Here is a 23,190-nt window from a genome sequence, read left to right as displayed (position 1 = left end):
TTTAATTAAATTATTGTTGTGCCCCTATACTTATCTTGCCATTTGTAATACGGGGCTTACCGTCGATATCCAGTGTACCATTTACTGCTTCACTAATTACAGCACCTGTATTTTTCGCTGGCGAAGTAGCCTGAATATGCAGATCGGGAATAGTAATACTTATTAGCAAAGGGTCTTTACCATAAATAGATGCAGCATCTGCTTTGCTGGTTTGCTGCCAGGACGCAAAATCGGTAATTGCTGCGCCATTAGTTATATTCCACATCCATTGAGGCTGGGTTGTTGTAAAATAGAGGTTATTGTCTATTATATTACCACTGCCCGAGGCGGTATATTTATGTACAAAGAGATCTGACGGTCCTGCATATACGAGGTTATTTCTAATCACGTTATTAACGCAGTTCTCAGTTAATCTCAGTTCCCCCTCAATTTCCCCAAAAGCTCCAGGGAAGCGGTTATTATTAAACAGTGTATTATTTACTACATAACAATCATTAGTGCCGCCATGCGTATAGTTCAAATAATCACCCATATAGATACCGGTTCGGTAGCAGTTGTACACGAAGTTATTTCTAACGATACAGGTTTTAGTAGGTAATACATTGCTTTCACTCACAAGACCAATACCTCGGTCGCACCCATATACCTTATTACGTTCTATGATAGTTCCTGCACCTCCGCAAACATAAATACCAATTGCACCATAGTTATCCTTGCCCCAGATTTCCGCGCTGTTGCTCATAGAAACATTATATACCTCATTATCACTTACCACACCATTTCGGGCATAATTGGTGGCAATATTACCAGCGGGATTCAGGTTATCTCCGCCTGCAATGATGATCCCAATATTTTCGGTGTGATAAATTTTATTATTGGTGATAGAAAAGCCATCAATATTACCCGCGAGAGTAAGGTTTTCACTGGTACCGGTTTCCATGTCGTGGATCGTACAACCGGTAACTACTAAATCTGTTATTGGTTCTGTTGCATTACCAACTACAAAAATGGCATGGGCACTTCTGCTTTCATTGAGAGTAGCCTTATTTTTAATATTGTAGATGTTGCAATTTTTGACAGTGATGTTATTTGAACTCCCTGTAATAGAAATCCCTTCAGGATCTGTACTATTACCATTTGAGGTGAAGTTGCAAATATCCAGGCCTTCAATAGTAATATACCTGCCATTCAGCACAGTTACCAGAGCCTCCCATCCTACCACCGATAATCCGGTGCCATCAATAATGGCTTTTTCGCCCGGGGCAGATTTGAGTGTTATTAGTTTCCCTGCCATACCGGATTTTGGGAAACGAACCCGTTCATGATATACTCCACCTTTAACCATTACTGTATCTCCAGGTAAGGCTTTAGCCAGTGCAGCATTGACAGAGCGTAAAGGAGCATTGATTTTACCACTGTTTATATCATCGCCGACCGGCGCTACATAATAAGTATTCTGTTTTCCGCCATTGTTGCTATTATCAGGTTTTGTATCGCCTTTGCTGCTACAGGAGAATAAAACAAGTACCCCAATCAAATTTAAAATGGATCTCATACTATAATATTAAACTGGTATACAGTTAATACTACAATTGATAGTAATCGGGTGACAAATCGACCAATATTTTTATTGAAGCACATGAAAAGCAAGCACTTTCTGTACTTCATATACATCAACAGAGCGGTTAAACTGTTTTACAATGCTAGGTTCTGCCTCCCCGGAAATCCAGATACTTAATTCAGCATCGAGATCAAAAGTACCGGCTGTTTCAACACTGAATCGGGAAATACTTTTGTATACAATACTCCGGTATTCAATTTTACTTCCTGTAACGCCTTGTTTATTAATCAGTATTAGTCTTTTGTTGGTGAAAATAAAGGTATCCCGGATTAGCTTAAATCCCAGCTCAATTGTTTCAGTGTCGATCAGGAGCTTCCCGTAGTCTTTTTGCAGTTGTTCAATACTTACCGAACCCGCATTTCCCATTAAACCAGAAAATAGTCCCATATCATTTTTTTATGCTAGATACGAAGAAAATCTCATAGCCTGGTTTTCATAAGAATGGCGCTGGAAAAGGCAAAAAATAAAGCCAGCTGGTAATCTGAGAATTTCAGTCGTAGTTGTGCCAGGGCTTTAGCTCTGTGTTCCTTTACTGTAAATACAGAAATACCGAGAATTTCGGCAATTTCTTCCAGTTTTAAGCCTTCCTGGAAAATCATTTGAAGTACTTGTCGTCTTTTTTCGGGGAGTTTCTCTATTTCACGGTGAATAGACTGAAGGAGTTCTGAATGGATCATTTGTTGAAGAATCCGTTCCTCACCTTTCTGATCATCCAGGTATACCATTTCTTTCTGATAGGTATCTTTTACCTTTTCATGTCTGAGAAGATTTATGCAGGCATTTCTGGTGGTTGTATATAAAAAGCCTTTAATACTTTTGTGATGATCGAAGTCGATACGTTTTTGCCAAAGTTTTACGAAGCTATCTTTTACTATATCTTCTGCCCCGCCAATAGTAGTAAGAAGTTGTTGTGCAAAAAAGACTAGTGGCCGGTAATGCTCTTTAAAGAAAGCATCAAAAGCCTGGGGGTCTCCTTCTCTAAACGCAGGTATGATGTCCTCTAAATGCACTTCTCTCTCTGTTTACTTATCCAAAATTGGTTGACGGCTGGTATTGCAATAATCAGCGGGCTAAGCTAAATAATTAGGATCATACATGCAAACAATATTATTTTAAAGAAAAAAAATAAAAAATAAACGGTTAAGACTAGTTCAATAAATAAAGAAAGGTGTTTTATTAACTTGCGTAACAATTGTAAACGCTATAAAAGGAATAAATTGTCGTTTAATCTCTCTATAAAAGATCAACAGAACATTGAAACCATGCAAAAGGTGGCAGACCTGCTACTGGCAAGGCTTCAGGGCACAATCAGTGAAACGGATGCCAGGGAACTTGAGCAATGGTTGGAACAACAATCGCCCGAAAGCAGAGAGTTTTATTTGAATACCACCGAATGGACATCAATTGAAGCGGCCCTGCAATCTTTCTATCACATAGAAGAAAAGAACGCATTGGAAGATGTTTGGGCCAGAATCCGGACAACTACCCCACTTGCTGATTCTCCTTCCGCCATTCGTTCTATGAAACGGTATTGGATTGCAGCAGCTGCCGCTGTGCTGTTGATGGGTATGGCTACCACCTGGTATTTTGCCAAACCAACTGAAACTACCATCCTGGTCAAAAACACTCCCGATATTCTGCCTGCCAATAATAAGGCCACCCTTCAACTGGCCGATGGCAGCGTGATTACACTAGATAGTACCGTAAACGGCACCCTGGAAAAAGAGAAAAATGCAGCTGTCATAAACGACAGCAAAGGCAAAGGAGTTCTAGCCTACAACCAGCAAACCGTAACCAGTACCGTGAGTTATAATAAAATCACTACTCCTAAAGGTGGAGAATTTCAGATTGTGCTCCCCGATGGTACTCATGTATGGCTGAATGCAGCATCTTCTTTACGCTATCCTACTGCTTTTATTGGTAATAACAGGAATATTGAGCTTTCAGGAGAAGCCTATTTTGAAGTGGCATCCAATCCCGAAAAGCAGTTTCGTGTGAAAGTAACCGGTCCAAGACCTTTTGATGTGGAAGTATTGGGTACTAAGTTCAATATAAGCTCATATCCGGATGATAATTTCAGCGCTACTTCCCTGGTTCAGGGTAAAGTGAAAGTACTGAATAATACAGATGTAAAAATTCTGCAACCCGACCAGCAGGCGGTTTTAACTATCAATAACACCAATATCACCCTACAGGCGGTTGACCTGGAAGAAGCACTGGCCTGGAAAAACGGGTTATTCTATATCCAGGATGCTGATATTAAGGATATAATGACTCAAATATCGCGCTGGTATGATGTTGATATCGTTTATAAAGAAGATATTTCGAGAAAAATTGTCGCTAAAATTCCACGTTCTATGAAGCTTTCGGATGTATTAAAAGTGTTGGAATACTCAGGACAAGTACATTTCAAACTAGAAGGGCGAACAATTACTGTTTTTCCATAAAAAATTAAAGAGGATGTATCATTAACGATACATCCTCTTTAATTTTATCCCAGGTTGGAAGTCACTTCTTTCATCTTTGCCAACCCTGTTTTCGCTACCAGCAGGGCATCCTGCTTATAATAATTTGGATTAAATACTTCCAGCGACAATATAATCGGGTTTGCCGGATTTCTCAACTGTTTTAATAAAGGCTTGAGTGGTGCAATTCCATCGCCCGGATATACTCTGTCTGGCTCCGAAATTTTAGCGGGTGCTATTCCGGCCGGATAATCGTTGATATGCAGAATCTCCATTGCCTTTCTTCCCACCAAAGGCGCGCTTTCGAAGCTGGAGCCTCCCTTAAAAATATGGAAGGTATCCAATAGTACTCGGGCATCAGTTTCACCACATTCAGTAGCTACATAGATAACCTGACTAATCTTCTTCAAATTCGTTGACCCGCCCCACATCTCCAGAATTGGCATTACTCCGGTATTTCTGCCCATTTCCAGGATAGTCTGATATCTGCCAACAATTACATTCAGATCCAATATCCCTGCATCTGCGCCATTTGCCCCAAACGGAGGAGCTGCAACTCTTTTACAACCGATTTTTGCCAGTAGCTCCATCTCATGTTGTAATTGTTTCAGTCCTTCTGCTCTTACTTTCTCGTCATCAACAATCCATTTAGCAAATCCAATAGCATTTTCGATTGTCAACCCCAGATCGTCAATTACTTTCTTTGCGGTAGTAACGTTTCCTCCATCCTGTAGATATTTCATGAAGGTATCTATCCAGATTTCAACCGATCTGAATCCAGCTTTGGAAGCAACTTCCAATTCTTTGATAAATCCCAGCTGCTGCCCTCTGATGGTACTCATATTTAATGAGTATTTGAAGTCGGGCATGGCTTTACGTTTATCCTCTTTCGCAAAAGCAGGAAAAGATAGCATGGTAGTACCAGCTGCTAACCCAGCGGCTTTAAGTAACTGGCGGCGATTAAGCTCGAAATTTGTCATTTTGTATAAATCGTGGAATTAAGAATAAAGACCTTAAGATATTCAATAATTTCGGTCTTTAAAATACCACGACTATTCCTTTGCTATTTTGGCATTGTAAGCATCCTCCCAATATTTAACCGCTTTCCTATACCCATCATAATCTTTAAAGGCAGCAGGATTATAAGCATCGCCCGGTTTATGCTTCTCATGTAGCCCAAACTGACTGGCATGGGAAGCCAACCAAAGATCAAAGGACTGTTGTTTTAAGGAAATCAGCGTATATGCATAGTCGTTGGCAATATCCGGGTACTTTGTTACCTCGCTGAATTTCTTTTCTGTTACAATACTCGGAAAATTGGCTATTAGCACCTTATAGGTTTTAGCACCATCTTTAACATCAAAAAGAAAACTGCAGGAACCCTTTGTGTGGCCGGGGTGATGAAGCATTTTTAAATCCATTCCTCCCAAACTTATAATATCTCCATCATGCAAGACCTTATCTATGGCCACCGGAGCAAAAGAACTCACCTTGGTACCAAATGCATAATCAGATTTCCCACCATCCAGCACCACTTCCTTATCCCCTTCATCTACATAAAACTTAGCCTTAGTCTGTTTTTTGATAGCCGCCATAGCGCCCAGATGGTCGAAATGCGCCTGAGTTGTTAAAAGAATCTTGGTATCCGACAACTTAAAACCCAGGGTTTGAATATTTTTCTTGATCTGACTTTCCGAAGAAGCCAGACCGGTATTGATCAGAATATTACCTTGGGGAGTAACAATCAGGTAAGAAGCCAAATCATACGTACCTACGTAATACAAGTTTCCGGCAATTCTGAAAGGCTGATAAGGTTTAGACCATTCGGCCTGGCCTTTGGGTTCACGAACATTTTGGGCAAATAAAGTCAGTACTGGCAATGCCAACAGCAGGGTTAGGAGGTTCCTTTTCATCATAAAAACGAGTTGAATAACAAAGGTAATTGAGTTTTTGATGGATTTAAGGAATCCTTATTAGTTTATTTGTTTTCTGAGAAAAATTGATGGTGAGTTAGGAGAAAGTCAAATGATTTTGGTCTATTTGGCTCATTTTTCTTAGAGTAAAGGGGTATGCCAAATATTTCTATGTCTATATAATTTTGGATTTTTAATTCATCATTTACCCAGGTTGGGCAGGGAATAGCCAAATGTTTTTAGGATATTGATTGAATATTAAATTTAACTTCATCGACAGGTTTCCTTTACCGTAGACTGGGCAGGGGTAAACCAAATGGGAAATAGATTCAACGAGTACCTGGTATCTAATTGCTGGATTTATTTTCTGTGGCCATTGGCTGGGCGGGGATAGCCAAATGTTTTTAGGATATTGATTAAATATTGAATTCAATTTCATCGACAGGTTTCCTTTACCGTAGGCTGGGCAGGGGTAAACCCTGCCCCTACAGGGCTTCAGCTCATTACAGTTTCTATATTGTAGATTTATTTCTTTAAAGAATTGAAATTAGTAGATTGACATTTAACATGAAATATTACTACCAGATGAAAATATAGTTTCGATGAAATCCTGTAGGGGCGGGGCTTGCCCCCGCCCAGTCTACGGTAAAGGAAACCTGTCGATGAAATTGAAGCCAATATTCAATCAACATCCTTCCACTTAACTTATTAGCATTGGGCTTGCCCCCGCCCAGCCAATGGCCATGGAAAATAAATCCAACAATTAGATATTTGGAATACAGAAAATCTATTCCCTTAACTTAATAGCATTTGGACTTACCCCTGCCCTACCTACGGCAAAGGAAATTTATCAATAATAAATTGAGGGCTTAATTCCCTTAACTTAAAAACATTTGCTCGCTCCCCCAGCCAATTTAATCTACTTACTATAATAAGTATCCTTACTCCATGTTTCGGGATTTCTGATAATATAATCAGTAATAGATTCATAGCTTTTCTGATCTCTGATGATATGCTCATAATAATTTCTTTGCCATAGCTGTCCTAATGTGATATTTTGAGACTTATAGTACTTAAGTATTGAATTAAGAACCAGGGATTTGTACGCACCTATTATTATCCCTAAACTGAAGCTTTGCTTTGCTTCAATACAAATAATTCCATGAATATGGTTTGGCATTACCTGAAAAGCTCCGAGGCTAATATTTTCAAATCTATAAGGTAATTGTGACCATTGACTATGAGCAAAAATTCCCAATTGGTTTAAACACATACGGTCATCCCTTACTGTTCCAAATCTATTGAGTTTGTCATGGCAGCAAATAGTAATAAAATAACATGCTTCATCAGAGTAATCATAGTCTCTCAGGCGTATCGACTTACGATCATGCATCATTGGGTTAAACGTCATACTGCAATGAACGCAATAAGGGAGAGATTAATGTAAATAAAAGGAATAAGTTGATGGCTTAACCAATAGTTAACCAAAATACTAAAGCAATTATACTTCAGTAAGTTCAATCTTTCTACCATCCAAATCTTCTACAATAGCGGTAAAGCCCCATTCGGTATGCCCGGGAGCTGAAATAATATTGGCGCCCATACATTTTAGCTGGTCGATTATTACGGGGAGGTTTTCTACAGCAAAACCAAGTCGGGTTGTTTTATCGGGTTGTGTAACACCTTTCGGTAAAGGATAAATTTCAAGAACTGGTACTGTACCAACGCTGGCATAGTGATAGGGCCCATTTCCATGTTTATGGTAATCGAATTGCCAACCTAAAATTGTATAAAATGCAGCCTGTTCTTGTAGTTTATCTGTTTTTATAACAATTAGATTTAGATTAGCCATTTGTTGATTTATATAATTTTGTACCTTTCAAAAGGTAATTACAAGATATGAAAAGACTTACATTAATTTTTCTCTTACTATTTCATTTTGCAGGATTTGCACAACAATCAATTAATAATTATAAGTATGTGATTGTTCCTGAGAAATTTAGCTTTTTGAAAGAACCCAATCAGTATGGGCTGAACAACCTGGTGCAAATGGTTATGAACGGGAAAGGGTTTACGGCCTATGTCGAAAACAAAGACTTACCTAAAGAACTGGCTACCAACAAGTGTAATGCATTAATGGCGGATGTAATTTCAAGAAAAGCCTTTCTTGCTACCAATCTTACTGTAGTATTAAAAGACTGTCAGGGTAACGTTTTATTTACCAGTAAAGAAGGAAAAAGCAGAGAGAAAGACTATGCATTGGCATACAATGAAGCTTTAACCAATGCTTTGGGTTCCCTGGACACTTTAAATTATGCTTACAATGGCACTACGGTGGCACCTCAACAAGCTACCCAGCAAGTGGTAGTTCAACCAGCTCCTGCTCCACAGGTTACTGAGAAGCCTGTAACTATCATCAATAGTAAAGAAGCGGGGCAAACACTGTATGCACAAGCTACTGAAAACGGGTTCCAACTGATAGATACCACTCCTAAAAAGGTAATGACCTTACTGAAAACCTCTTTGCCAGACTATTTCATTGCCGACAATGGAATTGACAAGGGTGTGGTGTTCAGACATAACGGACAATGGTATTACGAATACTATAAAGATGGAAAACTAGTTTCAGAGAAACTTTCTGTAAAATTCTAACTAAGTAAGGAGGCTGATTAACCAGCCTCCTTACTTTTTAAAAGTACTTTGCATCTTTTACGAATTGCTCAATCGCCGCCTAATCTCGCGATTTGATTGTTTTTAACTATTTACCAGCTTCCAAAGAAGATACTGGTTCCTTCAATAAAGTTATCAATAAACGCAGTTTTGAAATGTTCATTGAGTTCTGACCTCTCTTTATTATTACGGGAAACATAAGTAGCTGCCTTCAGGACATCAGCTTTTTTGAAATAAGGTTGGCAGTTAGTAAAGTCTTCATAAAACCTTATTTCCATCCCTTTGCGCTGATAACCTATTTCTTTAAAATAAATTACCTTCTTTTTGATGGCGCCAACAGGATAATTAATGTTTGTTGAAATTATATCAGGATTGCCAATTTTGGAGGTAGTAGTTAAAATAAACCGCTCATCTCTTCGCAGGTTGTTTGCAGTTTCGTGCTTCGATATTTCATCTACAAGGTTATCGAAATTACCAATAAGGTAAATAGTATTTTCTTCTTTCTTATATCTATCCAGATAATGTTCGAGATCTGAAGATTTGGAAAAGATAGAAATAGTGAAATAATCTTCGGGTTCAACAATCTCAGTAATTAAGTTCTTATGCTGGTCTATAAACTCAGGGCAGTCGCTGAGTTCATCAAGGGTAAATGATTCGAAAATAGTGACATCTTCTTCCTTTACACAAGGTATACAATGATATAAATCTAATCCCATACTCAGATAGTTGGTATAAAAAGGGGAAACAATTAAGTTACAAACTTACTATTTTTTTGGAAAATTGAATATGAAAATAGTAAGTTTGAAAGAGTATAATTAAATCTCTTGTTTCCATAAAGGAATTGTTGATCAGGAACTACCCAATCATTTTTCCTTGTAGAATTCGAAAAAACCTATCTAAGTATGAAACCAAGTATTTTAATCATATCTGGAGTATTAATAATTCTGTTAAGCTCTTGTGACCATATCCCCTCTTCCAGTAAGCAGATTGTTACAGCACCTCCTGCAGCTATTAATGATGACCAACTATTTCGTACAACCTTCTCCGTTCTTCAAAAATCGGTAAAAGAAAACAATAAAGAACTAATCAAAACTCTAATACATTTTCCACTACCAACAACGAATGATGGAGAATTGGATGGAGAAATTCATTACAACGAATTCAATGATTATTACTCCGACATCTTTCATAAAGAAGTAAGGCGATTATTGCCAATGGCTGATGAAGATAATATTCAGGAAATTGACTCTAATACTACTGATGCTTATTATAAAATATTGAAACAAACCATTGACTCTGCATCAAAATTATACGAAGTATATATTCAATACCCCGAGAAAAGGAATAATTCAGAAAGCTACTTTGCTTTCGTATTTGGACGTATATATGGGGAGTATAAGGTAGTAGGCTATTATGCAAAATGGCCGGTAAAAACAAATTTCTAAATTGCTACTCTTAGTGTAGTTTCTTCTGATACTTGAAGAACACTTTCTGATTGAATAAACACTTCTCTTTGCTTTACTTATAAGCAACAACACATCTGTTGACATAGCTCATCAGAATCGATTCAAAAAAATATTGTAAAAAAATTCTTGCGAATATTTGAACTTTTTAAAAGCAAAAATGTTTTACTGTCTGTGATTCCAAAATCTTAATTTAAATATCCCAAAACGAAATGTTCAAATGCGAAAATATATCGACACATACTTTGATATTATTAAAAATCAGCTGCCAATCTGTAGATACTGAATCATAATAATATCCCTAATCGCTTATCTATTTCTAATGATATTTTAATGGTATTATTTCATGCACACTGGTGTATTATGCTTTAAACAAAGCGAATACATTACTATATCCAGTCAGTAATAACAAGGAAAATATTTACAATGTCTAAATCAGCAAAACTCAGAGAGAATAAGTTACAGGATGAAATCAGTAAACACTTCAAGAATGGGATTGATGCGGATCTTAAAGCATTACCGAATATCCCGTTAATCATTAAGCAAAAAAAGAAACATTTAAAAGATACCAGCGTAAATATTGATGCAGATATCAAATTTGATGAGAACAACTTTGGAACATTTATACTCCGGGGTGAAAAAACAGATTCAGGACAATTTGTTGCCTATGCCGAATTCAAACCCAAGAAGTCTTTAGACATTGGCAGCCGTATCCCACTTGTCGGTGATAAACTAAAAGGGCTTTTAATGTTGAAAAAAGCCTATCTAATTATTACTACAAAAGAGCCGGGTGATATAGATTTAGATATTAAAGATCTACCTACCTACGAGCCTGGAATATCTTTCGGATATGAAATAACATTATTGGAAGAGGATCAGCAGATAACATTACCTGTATTAAAATATAAGAAAAAATCAAAACGTTCTTTAACTACAATGAAGGAGGAGGAAAAGGATAAACCATCTGCCTTCACCCTTAGTATTCAAAAACAAATTGGCCCTATCCTCATTGATAGTATCAGCTTGAAATATGCTGAACAGGGTATCTCCTGCTCTATCGATGCTTCTATGGAAATTGGCCCATTAACCATATCATTGAATGGCTTATCATTTGGTACATCCGTAGAAGTCTTCAAACCCGAATTCATTTTAGATGGACTAGGAATTGAATATACTACGACTGCTTTAGCCATTGCAGGCGCAGCTATACGGGTTCCAAAGAAAAATCCGGAGAGTGATATAGTAATGCAGTTTGATGGTGAACTTATTATACAAACACAAAAATTTGGCCTGTCTGCCCTAGCTTCTTACGCGCAACTGAAAAGTGGTTTGCCTTCCTTCTTTGCTTTCGTTAATTTAAATATTCCACTTGGAGGCCCACCATTTTTTATGGTAACCGGCTTAATGGGTGGGTTAGGTTTTAACAGAAACCTGGTAATGCCAGATTTCAACCAGGTGCAGGACTTCCCATTGATGGCTATTGGTCGCCCACAAACCGGAACCGCTAAAGAGCATGCAATGGAAACATTGCAGATTTTGGAAGGTCAGAAAGCCGGTGCAGATGGAAAAAAAATTCAGTGGATTACTCCTAAAGCGGGTGACTACTGGTTAGCAACGGGAGTAAAATTTTCTTCATTCGAAATAATTGAAGGAAAACTATTATTAGTTGCTGAATTTGGGCACGATTTACAATTTGCAGTATTGGGGTTGGCATGGCTTAGCTTCCCGCTGGGAGTTGAGATGAGCGACAGATTTATTTTTATTGAATTGCAAATTGAAACCGTTTTAAAACCGATAGATGGATATTTTGGTGTTTCCGCCAGTCTCACTGAAAATTCATTTTTACTTACCCCGGATATTCATTTAACAGGTGATTTTTCCTTCAATTTATGGTTTGGGAATAATGACAATGCCGGTCAATTTGTCTTTACAGCAGGTGGTTACCACCCCGCTTTTAAAATTCCTGACCATTTCCCAGAAGTTGAACGATTAGGTTTTAATTGGCAGATATCAACCGATGTATCAATTAAAGGTAACAGCTACTTTGCCATTACACCTTCTTGCGGTATGGCAGGTAATCGCCTGGAATTACTTTTTCAACATGATAGCATAAAAGCATGGTTTACCTCAGAGGCCAATTTTCTTGTTAACTGGCATCCATTTACATTCCAGGCAACTATTCATATTGAAGTAGGAGTCTCCAAATGTTTTGATTTATATTTATGCCATTATACACAAAAAGTTTCAACAGGAGCGACTCTTAATCTTTGGGGTCCACCAATTGGGGGTAAAGTAGAAATACATGCGGCAATTGTTACAATCTCTATATATTTCGGTGCTCCTGAAACGCTCGTCAATAACCAAAAACTTGATTGGAAATCCTTCAGCCAATTATTACCCAAACCAACCGATGTTTGTAAAATAAATGCAAAAGCCGGGCTAGTAAAGGAACTGCAAAAAGACAAGCGTACCAAAAAAATTATTTTCAGCAATCAAACAACCTCCGACCAAACTACCAAAATTTGGGTAGTACGTGCAGGAAATTTTCAGTTTAGTACACAAAGTGTTATTCCGGCCAGCCGATTAACCTATGGTACGAATAATGATTATGGACATAATACCCCTAGCCAGGATATTTCCATAAGACCAATGAACCTCGTCAAAGTTACATCTATCCATAATGTAAAAATTAGTAAAAATGCTAACGGGAGTATTCCACTAGATGTAACAGACTGGAAATTCACCCCTAATTATGACAATTTAGCTGCTGCTTTATGGGGACTTCCATTGAAGGATAAGAATGGTAATTTTATTCAAAACCCATCAAAGCCCAGCGCCGACACTATTGATAAACAGCTCACCGGATATACAATTCAGGTTCCTCCCCCTACTAACGGTCACAGAACTGATAGTATTTCTGCGGCAAAGCTATCTAAAGAGTATGTTCCGGGAGCAATAATCTCCTTGCACATAAGGAAGGATCCATCTCTTGACTATCGGCCTTCTGCCAGCAATGAAACGATTCTTAACATCAGTACAATTAATACATCTGTTTCCCAAAATAGAAAAGCAATTTTTGATGCACTTAACAAAAGTAATATTTACACAGGAAAGAACGACCCTATGACTAATATGGCAATTAATGCCAAAAATTTATTCACCGATTCCCCAATGGAACAAGCATAAACTTTATGAGATATCAAAAAAATACTAATTCAGACGTTACTATAAATGATGTGCAATTTTTCGACAATTATGTTCCGGCACTAGAAGCGGGAAGTTATTACATCTCAGTAAATCATGAACTAACAACAGATAAATCAAAAATAAATTTCGATGCCAGGCAGGAAATTCTGGTTTCGGCTCCCCAATTTACACTTGACTCCACCCAGATAATTAATAAATATCCTCCTTTAGGAAGTACAGGAAAATATGGTGAAGTAATACCTCATATAGTATTCAAAGATCCGGCACTACCATGGGAAAGATTCTTGAGCAAAAAAGGCACCCCATGGCTCGCTCTTATGGTATTTGTTGAGAATGAATTAAATAATGGACAAAGTCATTCAGACAAATCATCTGAAATTTCTATTAATGAATTTCTAAAGCCGGCAACAACTACGCTAATTGGTGATATCAGCAAAGAAAAAGATATTGATGGTAACACTACCTGTAGATTTATTAATATGTCTACAAAAATATTTAAAGATATTGCTCCAACTCTCGAAGAACTACCATTTCTATCACATATTCGTAAAATCAATACAGCAAACAGGCCTGATATGAATTTACATGAAGAAGGACTGTTCTCCGTAATTACGGCAAATCGATTTGCTACAGCACCCACTCCCGGCAACAATTCTCAGGCCATAAAAAACATTGTTCACCTTGTATCACTGGAAGGCCTGGAACAGTATTTATCTGCAACTTCCAACTTAAACAAATACGATAATGTATCTCTGATTACACTTGCGAGTTGGACATTTCTCTCTGCACCTGACAATTTAAAAGATTTCAAAACCTTATTAGGGAACCTTGTACTATCCAGTAGTAATGGAACTAATTTAGACCGATCCTCTTACTCTCTTCGATTACCTGAACCTAAAATAACAAATACCACAAATAAGATCAGAGAAACAATTATTAAGCGCACTAAAAACGGGTTTGTACCACTAGCCTATCACACTCGTAGTGGCGAAGATACATTTGCCTGGTATCGTGGCCCCTTAACCCCGGTACTAACTAAAAACTTAGGAAACACATTTCCAACCACAGATGCTGCACTTATATATGATAAAACAAACGGTGTATTTGATGTATCTCTTGCATCTGCCTGGGAAACTGGCAGAGAGGTGGCTTTAGCGGATAGAGATTTCATTAAGAAGTTAAATGCTTTCAGAAATCAAAACAATAATACTGCAGCCTCCTTATTTAATCACTTACATTCAGGCCATTTCTCCAATAAAAATAAAAAATTAAAGAAAATTCATACAACGATCCAGGAAAACTTCATGGCATTACTCACACCTCGGGTCATAAGGGAGATTGGTAACATAGCCGATAAGCGGGTAATTCAAAAAAATTCGCGGGCGACTACCGCTTCAGTTGAGGAATTCACATCAATACACACCTTTCTGGAAGAACCTGATGTTCAGGAGAAATTGAAAAAGAGTATTACAAAATATATAAGTCCGGTTGCCGACTGGTTAGAACATTTTGCTCTTTTATATCCAATACCATTCGATAAATTGGTTGCTGATGAAAAAATGTTACCTCCTGAATCTATTCGCTTTTTTTATTTAGACATGAATTGGATTAATGCTGGTATTCAAGGTGCCATGAGCCTGGGAGTAGATTCCGGTAAACAATTCCTATTTAATAGGCTTACCATAGAAGCTTTAGGTAAAGCTTCTATGGTAATGAAAATGATAAAGAAAAATAAAAAAAACGCGCGCTCCACTAGTCCAAAAATGATGTGTGGATTTTTGTTACGATCTGCTCTGGTTTCTGGTTGGCCAAATTTATCAATTCAAGCTGTAGACAAGAATAATCAAAGTTTAACAATAATGCGTTTAGATCATTTGTCGCCCAACGTTCTATTATGCATTTTTGATGATGTTCCCAAGACAATAGAATTGTGTGAGCCACAGGAGTCACTGGGTTTTGGTGTAAGCTCTAACGGAAGCATTACCTTGAGAAAAGTACTGAATGATAGTTCAATAGGCACTAGAATAAAAACTATACCAATTCGGGACTTAAGCTTTAAGCAAAAATATTGTATGAGGTCGGCTGAAAGTAATGTATTGAACATTGCTCCATCAGATCCCAACGGACTAATTCAAAAGATTGCCAAGGAATTAAAAATTAACAATCTAACGCCCGCTACTTTTGCCATCCAGATGATAAAAACAGTAGAGGCAATTAAATTTGATAGTCAAACCATCTAAAAAACTCCCACTATGGATACCTCCTTGATTGTGCCTATGGCACTGGATATATTAATGGCCCCCAATGTACTTTTTAACAGAGATCAACTCAGATGGTGGCGATTTAATTACGCAAACCTTAATAATTTTCAAAGCCCCCAGCCCAGAGGCTATGATTCAGAGATTAAAAATATCAGATCAGGAACATATTTACACTGGACTTTGCCCCGCTCACTTCGTATGAGTAAAGATTCAGACAACACAGAATTCCCTCTTGTGCCTAATAGATGGCTTATTGTAAGAATTCATCGGGATGCAGGTGGTAATAATGTTCAACGCTCCTGGGTATTGGAAAGTGATTGTCCATCTAGTACACTCGACAACTCCAGTTTATTTTTGGTTCCCAAAAATGTTGTGAAAAAGTGGAGTGAAAGTAGTGATCCTAATCGTAAAAATTCACCTCATAAAGCGATTAGTTTAGGCTATCCCATTAGTGCAGATACAAATACCGATTCGGGCGTTTATACTGTTAACCTTGGAGTTCCTATTGCACTGAATAGGTGGAAGGAGAAATCGCCTGATAATATGTTTCTGACTGCGATAGCACCCGGAAACATTGAATATGCCGGATACGTACCTAATAATCTGGGTATTTTCTCTTTTTACGATGATTTAAGCGATGTACCAGCTCAAACCACTTTAAGCTATTTAGTTACAGGATGGTATGCAGATAAAGCCTGTGATATATTAACCACAGGTTCTAATGGATTTACAGGTGAAAGTTCTATATCTGATGTTTTGAAAAAGTTGAATTGGACTATTGCTCAAGGTAAAAATCCAGGTACGGCAAATAAAAGTTTATATAATGGGATGGCCTTTGGATTACCCTGGAATAAATCATCTATACCCATCCCAGACCAATTAGAAGACATACGCAATACTAATAATGTAACTGTAGCTATTGGAAATACAGGAGTAGATGCATTTACTACGTTGGTATCAGAACAGTTAAATAAGCTTCTTGGCTATTCCAATAAGGATAAAATGACTGAACTATTGAAAGCTTTTCAATATGACCTATTGCCTGAGCTTAATAAAATTAATGGCAATACAATTGTCGCAAACCGTGTTCAAAGAGAATGGTTTGATGAAAGATCCGGTGGTACCCTATATAAAATTGTACGAAAAAGTAATGCAGATACCAGAGAGTCGCGAACCTCTGGTGATGGTAGTATTACCCCCAACGATAAAAAATGGTTGCTGGAACTTAATGCAAATCAAAAAAATTTAGATTCTGAGATCCTAAAATTGAACAACTTACAATGGGATCTTAATGCTGCATGGTGGAAATTAGGAAATCTCAGTAGTCGGAATAATGAGAATGAGAAGAAGAAGAAGAAAAATACCGAAGTTTCCAAAGACGAGATGGCTCCAACTCTCAGTCAAAAAGAATTTGAAGAATTCTTAGACAAGGTTTTACAGCAATTAGACAAAATCCACAAGTTACAGGGGAAGGTACCTCAACCTGATAATTCCGGTAATGATAATGCTCAGGATGCATTCCTAAAAGGTATAGAGAAATTCGCAAAACAAAAAGGTATTGCCAATGGTTTTGAATTGAAAGCTGTGTCAGCACCTCGTTTCTGGAAACCAGGTAATCCTGGCTTGTTGATTTCCGGGGTAGAGTCAGATGCCATCACAAATTCAAATAACAATTTGGAAGTCAGATTGCCATCTCAGATAATTTCTTCATTCAAAATAAGTTATAAAACTATTGACGTAAGTACATTGGGCAATATTATTCCTACATTGCCCAATAGTACGGTTCTCCCAAAAGAAATATTAAAAATTTACAAAGAGTTCTTTTTATTGGATCCTGCTAATGCCAAACAGATTGCCAGTAAAACAGGATTGACTACCAATGTAGTAGAATCAGCCATGCTAAATCCTAAACCTTTGAATTATTCACCTGGTGTTCTTCCTGCCTGTTCACTTAGTAAGTGGACACAAAAGTGGAATCCATTATACCTTGAATGGGAAATCACTCCACTTACAGTGCCATATGAATGGAAAAAGAATAGCACAACTACAAAGAACTGGAATTTCAACGGTTTCGATTATGATTTAAAATCGTCGCCCCAGGGAACATCAGAATCAGCTTCATTAAAAGGCAGATCTATCCTGAGTCCGCATACCCAATTTACATTTGGGGCTAAATTAAAAGCCTTTGTTGATCAATACGGACCAGAAAACGAGGATCTAACTGCTATTTATAACCAGATAAAAGATATTGATAATTGGCGTTTTCTAAGTCAGGAATTATCGGAGGTTAATGAATACCTGTCACAGCGTGATCCTCGTGCTTTCAGGCGACCAACCATTGAAACATTTAAAGCGGGCAAGGATAATATCCGATTGGCCAAAGCAATAGGGTATGCCGATAATACAAGTTCCCCTCCCTACGATACGCCAACATATGCCCAGGGATTTGTAAATTCAGTACCAGCCATTAGTACATCTCACAAAAGTCAATTTCCATTTCATGGTATCAGAAGCGGACAATATTATATCAAAAAGCTTAGATTGTATGATAAATTTGGAAGAACGCTAGATCTGATTGTAGATGTTAGTGGTGCTATAAATAGTGCGTCACACTTTCCCGTGGTACTTGATAACGCAGTAAAAATATCCGAAAACCTGGTTCCACACATTAAAGCTCCCTTTCAGTTACCTCCACGATTGCTGCAACATGCAAAATTGGATATTTCGTTAATAGACCATGTTAAAAACAATATAACACCGGAGGCAAACCCAATATGTGGATGGCTGATCCATAATTATCTGGATCGTTCTATCCTGGTATTTCTGCCAGATGGAACAAGTGCAGGTGAGTTACTGTTGGTACAACCAGGAATAGTTAAAACTGTAAATTGGGTACCTCCTCCAAACGATAACGGAATCACTATCGACAGTATAAAAGCCAAATCGGAACAGCTTTATGCTTTTATAATAGGGTTGAAAGGTAAATCAGAAAGGGATTTCAAAGCACTATTGAGCGTTATTGATATTACCTTATCTAAAATTGATCCACCAGGTAACAGAACCGACCTAATATTATCTACTCTGATTGGCAGACCTTTAGCGCTGGTAAGAACAAAATTACAATTCCTCCTGCGAGAATCACCATTACAAAGTTGCGAATGGCCTAAATTTATGGAAGCGACTCCACAAATTCCACCATTTACATCTTCCAATTTTAGCATTCGCCTGGGTGAAATGCGTTTAAGTGAAGACGGCGTTATAGGTTATTTTGATGCAGACAATTACAAAGTTTTTAACAGCGTAACAACGCCTGAAAGTGGACAAAACTATGTGCGGGAAATCGGGCCAATTGGTAGCGTAGATGGCAATTACATCAACCTGCCTTTTGATGGAACTACAAGTAAAATAATCACCTTATTGATGGATCCGAGAGGTTCTATACATGCTACAACTGGTATTTTACCAGTGAAATCAATACAAATACCAATTCAATTTGTAAATGGGCCATTAACGGCAATGGAAATTAATTTCAGAGTTGGGCCAATACTTTCCAGAGTACTGGATACTTCTGTTGAAGAAGGAGTAACTCCTCCATTTGTTCAAACCATAAATTACCTGCCTATCTCCGAAAAGAATGGTAGCTGGTCTTGGTGGCAAAATTCCAACTCTGGTTCCAATAATAAATGGCAAGGCTATAGTTTAGCAAATGCACCAAATGAGGCTGTTCTCAACAAAGCACCAGCAACTTTACATGACGGATACTTACGATTTATTACAGATCCAGAATCCAAATAATAATACATCTTGACTATGAAGAATAAAAAAAAATCAGTTATCCTAACTGATTCTCCTATGGAATTAAGTTATGACATAAGCACAAGTCCATCTCCATTGCAATGTAGTGCACCCGGGGAAATTATTATTAAGGTTGATCCTAAGGGAAAGGAAATTTATTGTAAAAAAATCATTATATATATCCCCTTCGATAGTAAATCAACTATAAATGATACCTATACCATTTTTCATTTAGATGCAAAAGAGAAGGTATCTGGCGATACTAACTGGATATCCTCAAAACAATATAAAAAAGCCGGAGTTTCAAAGTGTTTTGAGTCAAAAAAAGACCATTTGGAATTTATAATTACAAACATTAGAAATCCTTGCGAAGTTCCAAAACACTTCTTCATTACAATTTCCGGTAATGTAAATAGTACTGAAGGTAAACCCGAGGTGGTGATATGTGAATATTCCGATAAAACTGCCAATGGAAATTTTACACCCAAAACTCAATCTTTCAAAGTCTCCAAAAGCAAAAATTCATTTTTCTATTTAAGAAATCTGATAACTATTAACCCTAAATCTCCACTAATTCCATGTACCGATTTTTCTACTGATAGTAAGATACAGGTAGATTGGGATACTAATGCCCCACAAGTAAAGCTTTATTGTAATGGAAATTCTGTTCCTATTAATAATAATTCAAGCGAAACAACTATTAATGGAATACAAAATGATACTACACTGGTGTTGGTAGCAACTCTGGGAAAAGAAACACTCATAGAAACTATTCATATTACTTGTTCTACGCCTGTTTTATATCCACAATCACTCGAAAACTCCGGAGATCATACTATTAAAAAAAATTTAATAGCTCTAAAGAAGTATAATGCTAGTAATATGTTGATAACTGGTTCTTTAATTATTTCAGAAAAGGCCTTTTTAGAGACGAAAATTCATTTAAATGATGATCTTAATTTAGATAACAATCTATAATTTAATAATAACAAAGATGAATCTATCATTCGTAAAATTCCGAATACAAATTCAATCGTATTATATCAGAAAACTTTAATAAAAATCTAAGGACGTAAGTAATTTATAATAAAATAAATAACAATACTAAAATCGAATTTAATTTACTTTTCATGAAAACTCAAAAGACATTATCATCTGAAGTATACATTAAGAATTTACATAGTTATAATCCTATAACAAAACTTCCAGTAACAGAATTTGCAGCGGGTAGTGATATACACTTAAAATGGGAAAGTAATGGTAAATCCTTTAAAGTATATTGTGGCTCAAAAAATCTCGTCGGTTCAAGTGAAATTAACTCGATAAAAATAAATCCCAAAATAGTTACGAATTCCACATTGGTAGTGGAGGCAACTTTAGGTAATCAAAAATCATATGCAAGTATTACTATAACCATTAACAACCCTAGTCTCAAACCTAGCAAGGTAGATACTTCCAATGATGAAAAGATTAGTGGTCACCTTTGGGTTCAAGGTGAAAGTAAGATTAAGGATGCTTTTATTGGCACCTTAACGACCATTAATAAAGTTTCTATGTTTCAGAATGGTATGGAAATTGCCAAAGGAAAAAAAATTGAAGAAACAAAGTTAGTTGTCAAAACTGACGGTTTTTTAATGGTATATATTGAACCTCCTATTGCAGATACTTTTTCACATTCTTTTGCTGTTGGCGAAATTTATACTGCTGGAAAATGGTTTAAAGCAATGGGTGGTAATGCATATTCTTATAACTCAAAAGGCTCTATGAATATGACAAATCCGAATACTTTCATAGTGCCCATTAAAGCCAACTCTGATTGCAGGTATTATTGTTACAATCATTTCGGAAATCAAGTAGATTCTACCGTGTATTTTTATTGGTTTCCATTAGGCTTTGATCAAGCACCTACATCAGAACCAATTTCAAAACATAACTTTCCTAGTTCACGGCCAAAGGAAACCAACCCAAAAGCTTTGATTACTGAGCGTATGGATAAAGCACTTGAAATTGTATCCCTTTTAGAAAAGGCAACTGATAAAATTTTTGATAACGAAATTAAAGAGGAATTGGCTTCACAATTATTAAAATTATAGTAATAACCGGGGCTGACCCAAAAAACTCTTTGGGTCAGCCCCGGTTATTTCAGAACACCTTACTTAAATCCTATACAGGAGCACAAAAAGGAATATTATTAATATCAGAAAAAATAACTCCACTTTCACTCTCCCGCTATCTTTCTTTATAATTGCAGTGTAAATACTGTACCCCTTATTGACTAAAGCCCATAAGAATATAAGAATTAATAATACATTAGACCACATTCTTAATCGAGATTATAAAGACACCATGCAAACTCCCCTGCCGCAATAGCAACCCCAATTGGGCCAAGCACTTTTCTGGCAACTGTTCCAAATGCTGTTCTTAAGGTTGCTATCGTCCATGTCGAGGAGACTGATTGCCCTAATGCCCAAAATATATCCCATCCAATAGCTGTCAGGGCACAATGGCCAACATCTGCCCATTTAAGAGCCCTATAGGGTTCTTCATACCCTTCCTGTTTAGTACCTATAAGCGTCCATGTTGTATCCCCTGAAAATCTATTTACAGTCAAACTCCAATGAGCTATTTTATATCCATTTGTATTGTAAAAAGTATATCCATCCGGATAAGGTACAAATGGGCGTGGCGATTCCTCTATCTGGGCCATAGAAATTGTAAACGGTATCAAATCCTCCTCTGTTCCCTCCTTGGCGGTTATCATATCCTGAATGTCCTGATCCGTAAGCCCTTTAGAGCGTAAATAATCTTTCGATTCTTCAATTAATGGTTGAAGACTGTTTTTTACCGACGCTAATGAAAAAGTAACAGGATAACTAACGTTAGCCGAGTTTTGTGTATACTCTACAACTGCCTGACTTTGAATACGTAAATTTACAATATCCTGAATTGAACTTGCATTGTTGTATAAGCTCAATTGGTTTGCAGTTGGTATAGTCGGGAAGTTGATGTAGTAAGTTACATCATCAGTTTGATCTGTCCTTAAATTTGCACTACGTGCTTTACTTCCCGTCTGTACTTTTGCTGCCGTCGATTGCTTTCTATAGTTTCGCATCGCTGCAAGTAACTTCTGAGCCGGAGTGAGCTCAGTTTTAACCTGAGGCTTACTCTGATTTGACTTTTCGCATGAGTTAAACGTTAATGGCAAAATAATAGCTACCAAAATTAATGTCAATGGAGCAATAAGGCGCGTAGAGCCCAATCCCGCTACCCGCGGGAATTTGTAAGGGAATTTCATACTTAGATTTTTAGTTTAGATTTACATTTAAGTGTCAGATTTTGCTATAGTTATACACGTGTATTCATAGAGAAATAAATCAGTAAACAGGTTTACTGAAAAAACTTCATGCAGATTCCATCAGACTGCATTGGGTTACGGGCATTATTTTCCAGGGATTCTTTTCTTAGTTTGGCTACACAAACACAATAGGGCACTTAACTTAAAACCTCCGGGAATATTAATATTTAATACTTACCAACGAGAAAACAAACTGTTAATAGATACATACATGGCACAAACAATTTCATAATACAGGTTCTAAATTTCTATCTGTTGCAAGTATATCTCTGAATATACACATTAATAATTATTATCAAAAAAAATATTAACCTCCCAATACAAAATATTTATTTATTTGTTGAAACCCTAATGATTAAATAGCTCAGAGAGGTTGACTTTCAATGTAACTACTGATAATTGCATTCAATCAAATTATTTTTTCAGGAACAAGTTGAAAG

General features: G+C 37.0%; 17 protein-coding genes. 8 read left to right on the top strand and 9 right to left on the bottom strand.

What is annotated here, in order from left to right; genetic code table 11:
• Positions 1-10: 10 nt before the first annotated feature.
• The 3 genes from DVR12_RS19735 to DVR12_RS19725 form a co-directional block, all read right to left on the bottom strand.
• Positions 11-1,555, bottom strand: a complete 1,545-nt coding sequence (locus DVR12_RS19735; protein ID WP_116977525.1) for a right-handed parallel beta-helix repeat-containing protein — start codon at positions 1,553-1,555, stop codon at positions 11-13.
• 72 nt (positions 1,556-1,627) lie between these two features.
• Positions 1,628-2,008: a PH domain-containing protein gene (locus DVR12_RS19730; protein WP_116977524.1), complete on the bottom strand. Its 381-nt coding sequence runs from the start codon at positions 2,006-2,008 to the stop codon at positions 1,628-1,630.
• Positions 2,009-2,040: 32 nt separating this feature from the next.
• On the bottom strand, positions 2,041-2,631 hold the full coding sequence (locus DVR12_RS19725; RefSeq protein ID WP_116977523.1) for an RNA polymerase sigma-70 factor: 591 nt from the start codon (positions 2,629-2,631) through the stop codon (positions 2,041-2,043).
• A gap of 207 nt (positions 2,632-2,838) precedes the next feature.
• Here DVR12_RS19725 and DVR12_RS19720 point away from each other — a divergent pair, with 207 nt between their 5' ends.
• The gene (locus tag DVR12_RS19720; protein WP_147323492.1) at positions 2,839-4,068 is read left to right on the top strand and encodes a FecR family protein; all 1,230 of its coding nucleotides are present in this window, start codon (positions 2,839-2,841) and stop codon (positions 4,066-4,068) included.
• Between the two features lie 44 nt (positions 4,069-4,112).
• Here the strand turns inward: DVR12_RS19720 and DVR12_RS19715 are convergent, their stop codons facing one another.
• The 4 genes from DVR12_RS19715 to DVR12_RS19700 all read right to left on the bottom strand — a co-directional run bounded on the left by DVR12_RS19715 (position 4,113) and on the right by DVR12_RS19700 (position 7,851).
• Positions 4,113-5,066: a sugar phosphate isomerase/epimerase family protein gene (locus DVR12_RS19715; protein ID WP_116977521.1), complete on the bottom strand. Its 954-nt coding sequence runs from the start codon at positions 5,064-5,066 to the stop codon at positions 4,113-4,115.
• Between the two features lie 72 nt (positions 5,067-5,138).
• Complete coding sequence (bla, locus tag DVR12_RS19710; protein ID WP_199417151.1) at positions 5,139-6,002, bottom strand: subclass B3 metallo-beta-lactamase; 864 nt, start codon at positions 6,000-6,002, stop codon at positions 5,139-5,141.
• Positions 6,003-6,918: 916 nt separating this feature from the next.
• Positions 6,919-7,410, bottom strand: coding sequence for a transposase (locus tag DVR12_RS19705; protein WP_116977520.1), 492 nt, complete (start codon positions 7,408-7,410; stop codon positions 6,919-6,921).
• A 90-nt stretch (positions 7,411-7,500) separates the two neighbouring features.
• Positions 7,501-7,851 (bottom strand): VOC family protein, encoded by a 351-nt coding sequence (locus tag DVR12_RS19700; RefSeq protein WP_116977519.1) that lies wholly within the window; start codon positions 7,849-7,851, stop codon positions 7,501-7,503.
• A 47-nt stretch (positions 7,852-7,898) separates the two neighbouring features.
• On the opposite strand from DVR12_RS19700, the gene DVR12_RS19695 reads away from it, so the two are divergent.
• Positions 7,899-8,651 carry a hypothetical protein gene (locus tag DVR12_RS19695; RefSeq protein WP_116977518.1) on the top strand — a complete coding sequence of 251 codons (753 nt, stop codon included), beginning with the start codon at positions 7,899-7,901 and terminating at the stop codon, positions 8,649-8,651.
• A gap of 110 nt (positions 8,652-8,761) precedes the next feature.
• Here the strand turns inward: DVR12_RS19695 and DVR12_RS19690 are convergent, their stop codons facing one another.
• Positions 8,762-9,385 (bottom strand): hypothetical protein, encoded by a 624-nt coding sequence (locus DVR12_RS19690; RefSeq protein ID WP_116977517.1) that lies wholly within the window; start codon positions 9,383-9,385, stop codon positions 8,762-8,764.
• A gap of 186 nt (positions 9,386-9,571) precedes the next feature.
• Between DVR12_RS19690 and DVR12_RS19685 the strand changes: the two genes are divergently transcribed.
• The 6 genes from DVR12_RS19685 to DVR12_RS19660 all read left to right on the top strand — a co-directional run bounded on the left by DVR12_RS19685 (position 9,572) and on the right by DVR12_RS19660 (position 21,488).
• Positions 9,572-10,114 carry a hypothetical protein gene (locus tag DVR12_RS19685; RefSeq protein WP_116977516.1) on the top strand — a complete coding sequence of 181 codons (543 nt, stop codon included), beginning with the start codon at positions 9,572-9,574 and terminating at the stop codon, positions 10,112-10,114.
• A gap of 444 nt (positions 10,115-10,558) precedes the next feature.
• On the top strand, positions 10,559-13,318 hold the full coding sequence (locus DVR12_RS19680) for a DUF6603 domain-containing protein (RefSeq protein WP_116977515.1): 2,760 nt from the start codon (positions 10,559-10,561) through the stop codon (positions 13,316-13,318).
• A gap of 5 nt (positions 13,319-13,323) precedes the next feature.
• Positions 13,324-15,579, top strand: coding sequence for a hypothetical protein (locus DVR12_RS19675; RefSeq protein WP_116977514.1), 2,256 nt, complete (start codon positions 13,324-13,326; stop codon positions 15,577-15,579).
• Between the two features lie 12 nt (positions 15,580-15,591).
• The gene (locus DVR12_RS19670; protein ID WP_116977513.1) at positions 15,592-19,395 is read left to right on the top strand and encodes a hypothetical protein; all 3,804 of its coding nucleotides are present in this window, start codon (positions 15,592-15,594) and stop codon (positions 19,393-19,395) included.
• 15 nt (positions 19,396-19,410) lie between these two features.
• Positions 19,411-20,373 (top strand): hypothetical protein, encoded by a 963-nt coding sequence (locus DVR12_RS19665; RefSeq protein WP_116977512.1) that lies wholly within the window; start codon positions 19,411-19,413, stop codon positions 20,371-20,373.
• 152 nt (positions 20,374-20,525) lie between these two features.
• The gene (locus tag DVR12_RS19660; RefSeq protein WP_116977511.1) at positions 20,526-21,488 is read left to right on the top strand and encodes a hypothetical protein; all 963 of its coding nucleotides are present in this window, start codon (positions 20,526-20,528) and stop codon (positions 21,486-21,488) included.
• 230 nt (positions 21,489-21,718) lie between these two features.
• Here the strand turns inward: DVR12_RS19660 and DVR12_RS19655 are convergent, their stop codons facing one another.
• Positions 21,719-22,690, bottom strand: coding sequence for a hypothetical protein (locus tag DVR12_RS19655; protein WP_116977510.1), 972 nt, complete (start codon positions 22,688-22,690; stop codon positions 21,719-21,721).
• Positions 22,691-23,190 lie beyond the last annotated feature (500 nt).

The organism is Chitinophaga silvatica, assembly GCF_003419895.1.
GTDB classification, from domain to species: Bacteria; Bacteroidota; Bacteroidia; order Chitinophagales; family Chitinophagaceae; genus Chitinophaga; species Chitinophaga silvatica.
Note: the sequence above shows the minus strand (reverse complement) of the source record. Positions and strands in the feature narration are given on the sequence as shown.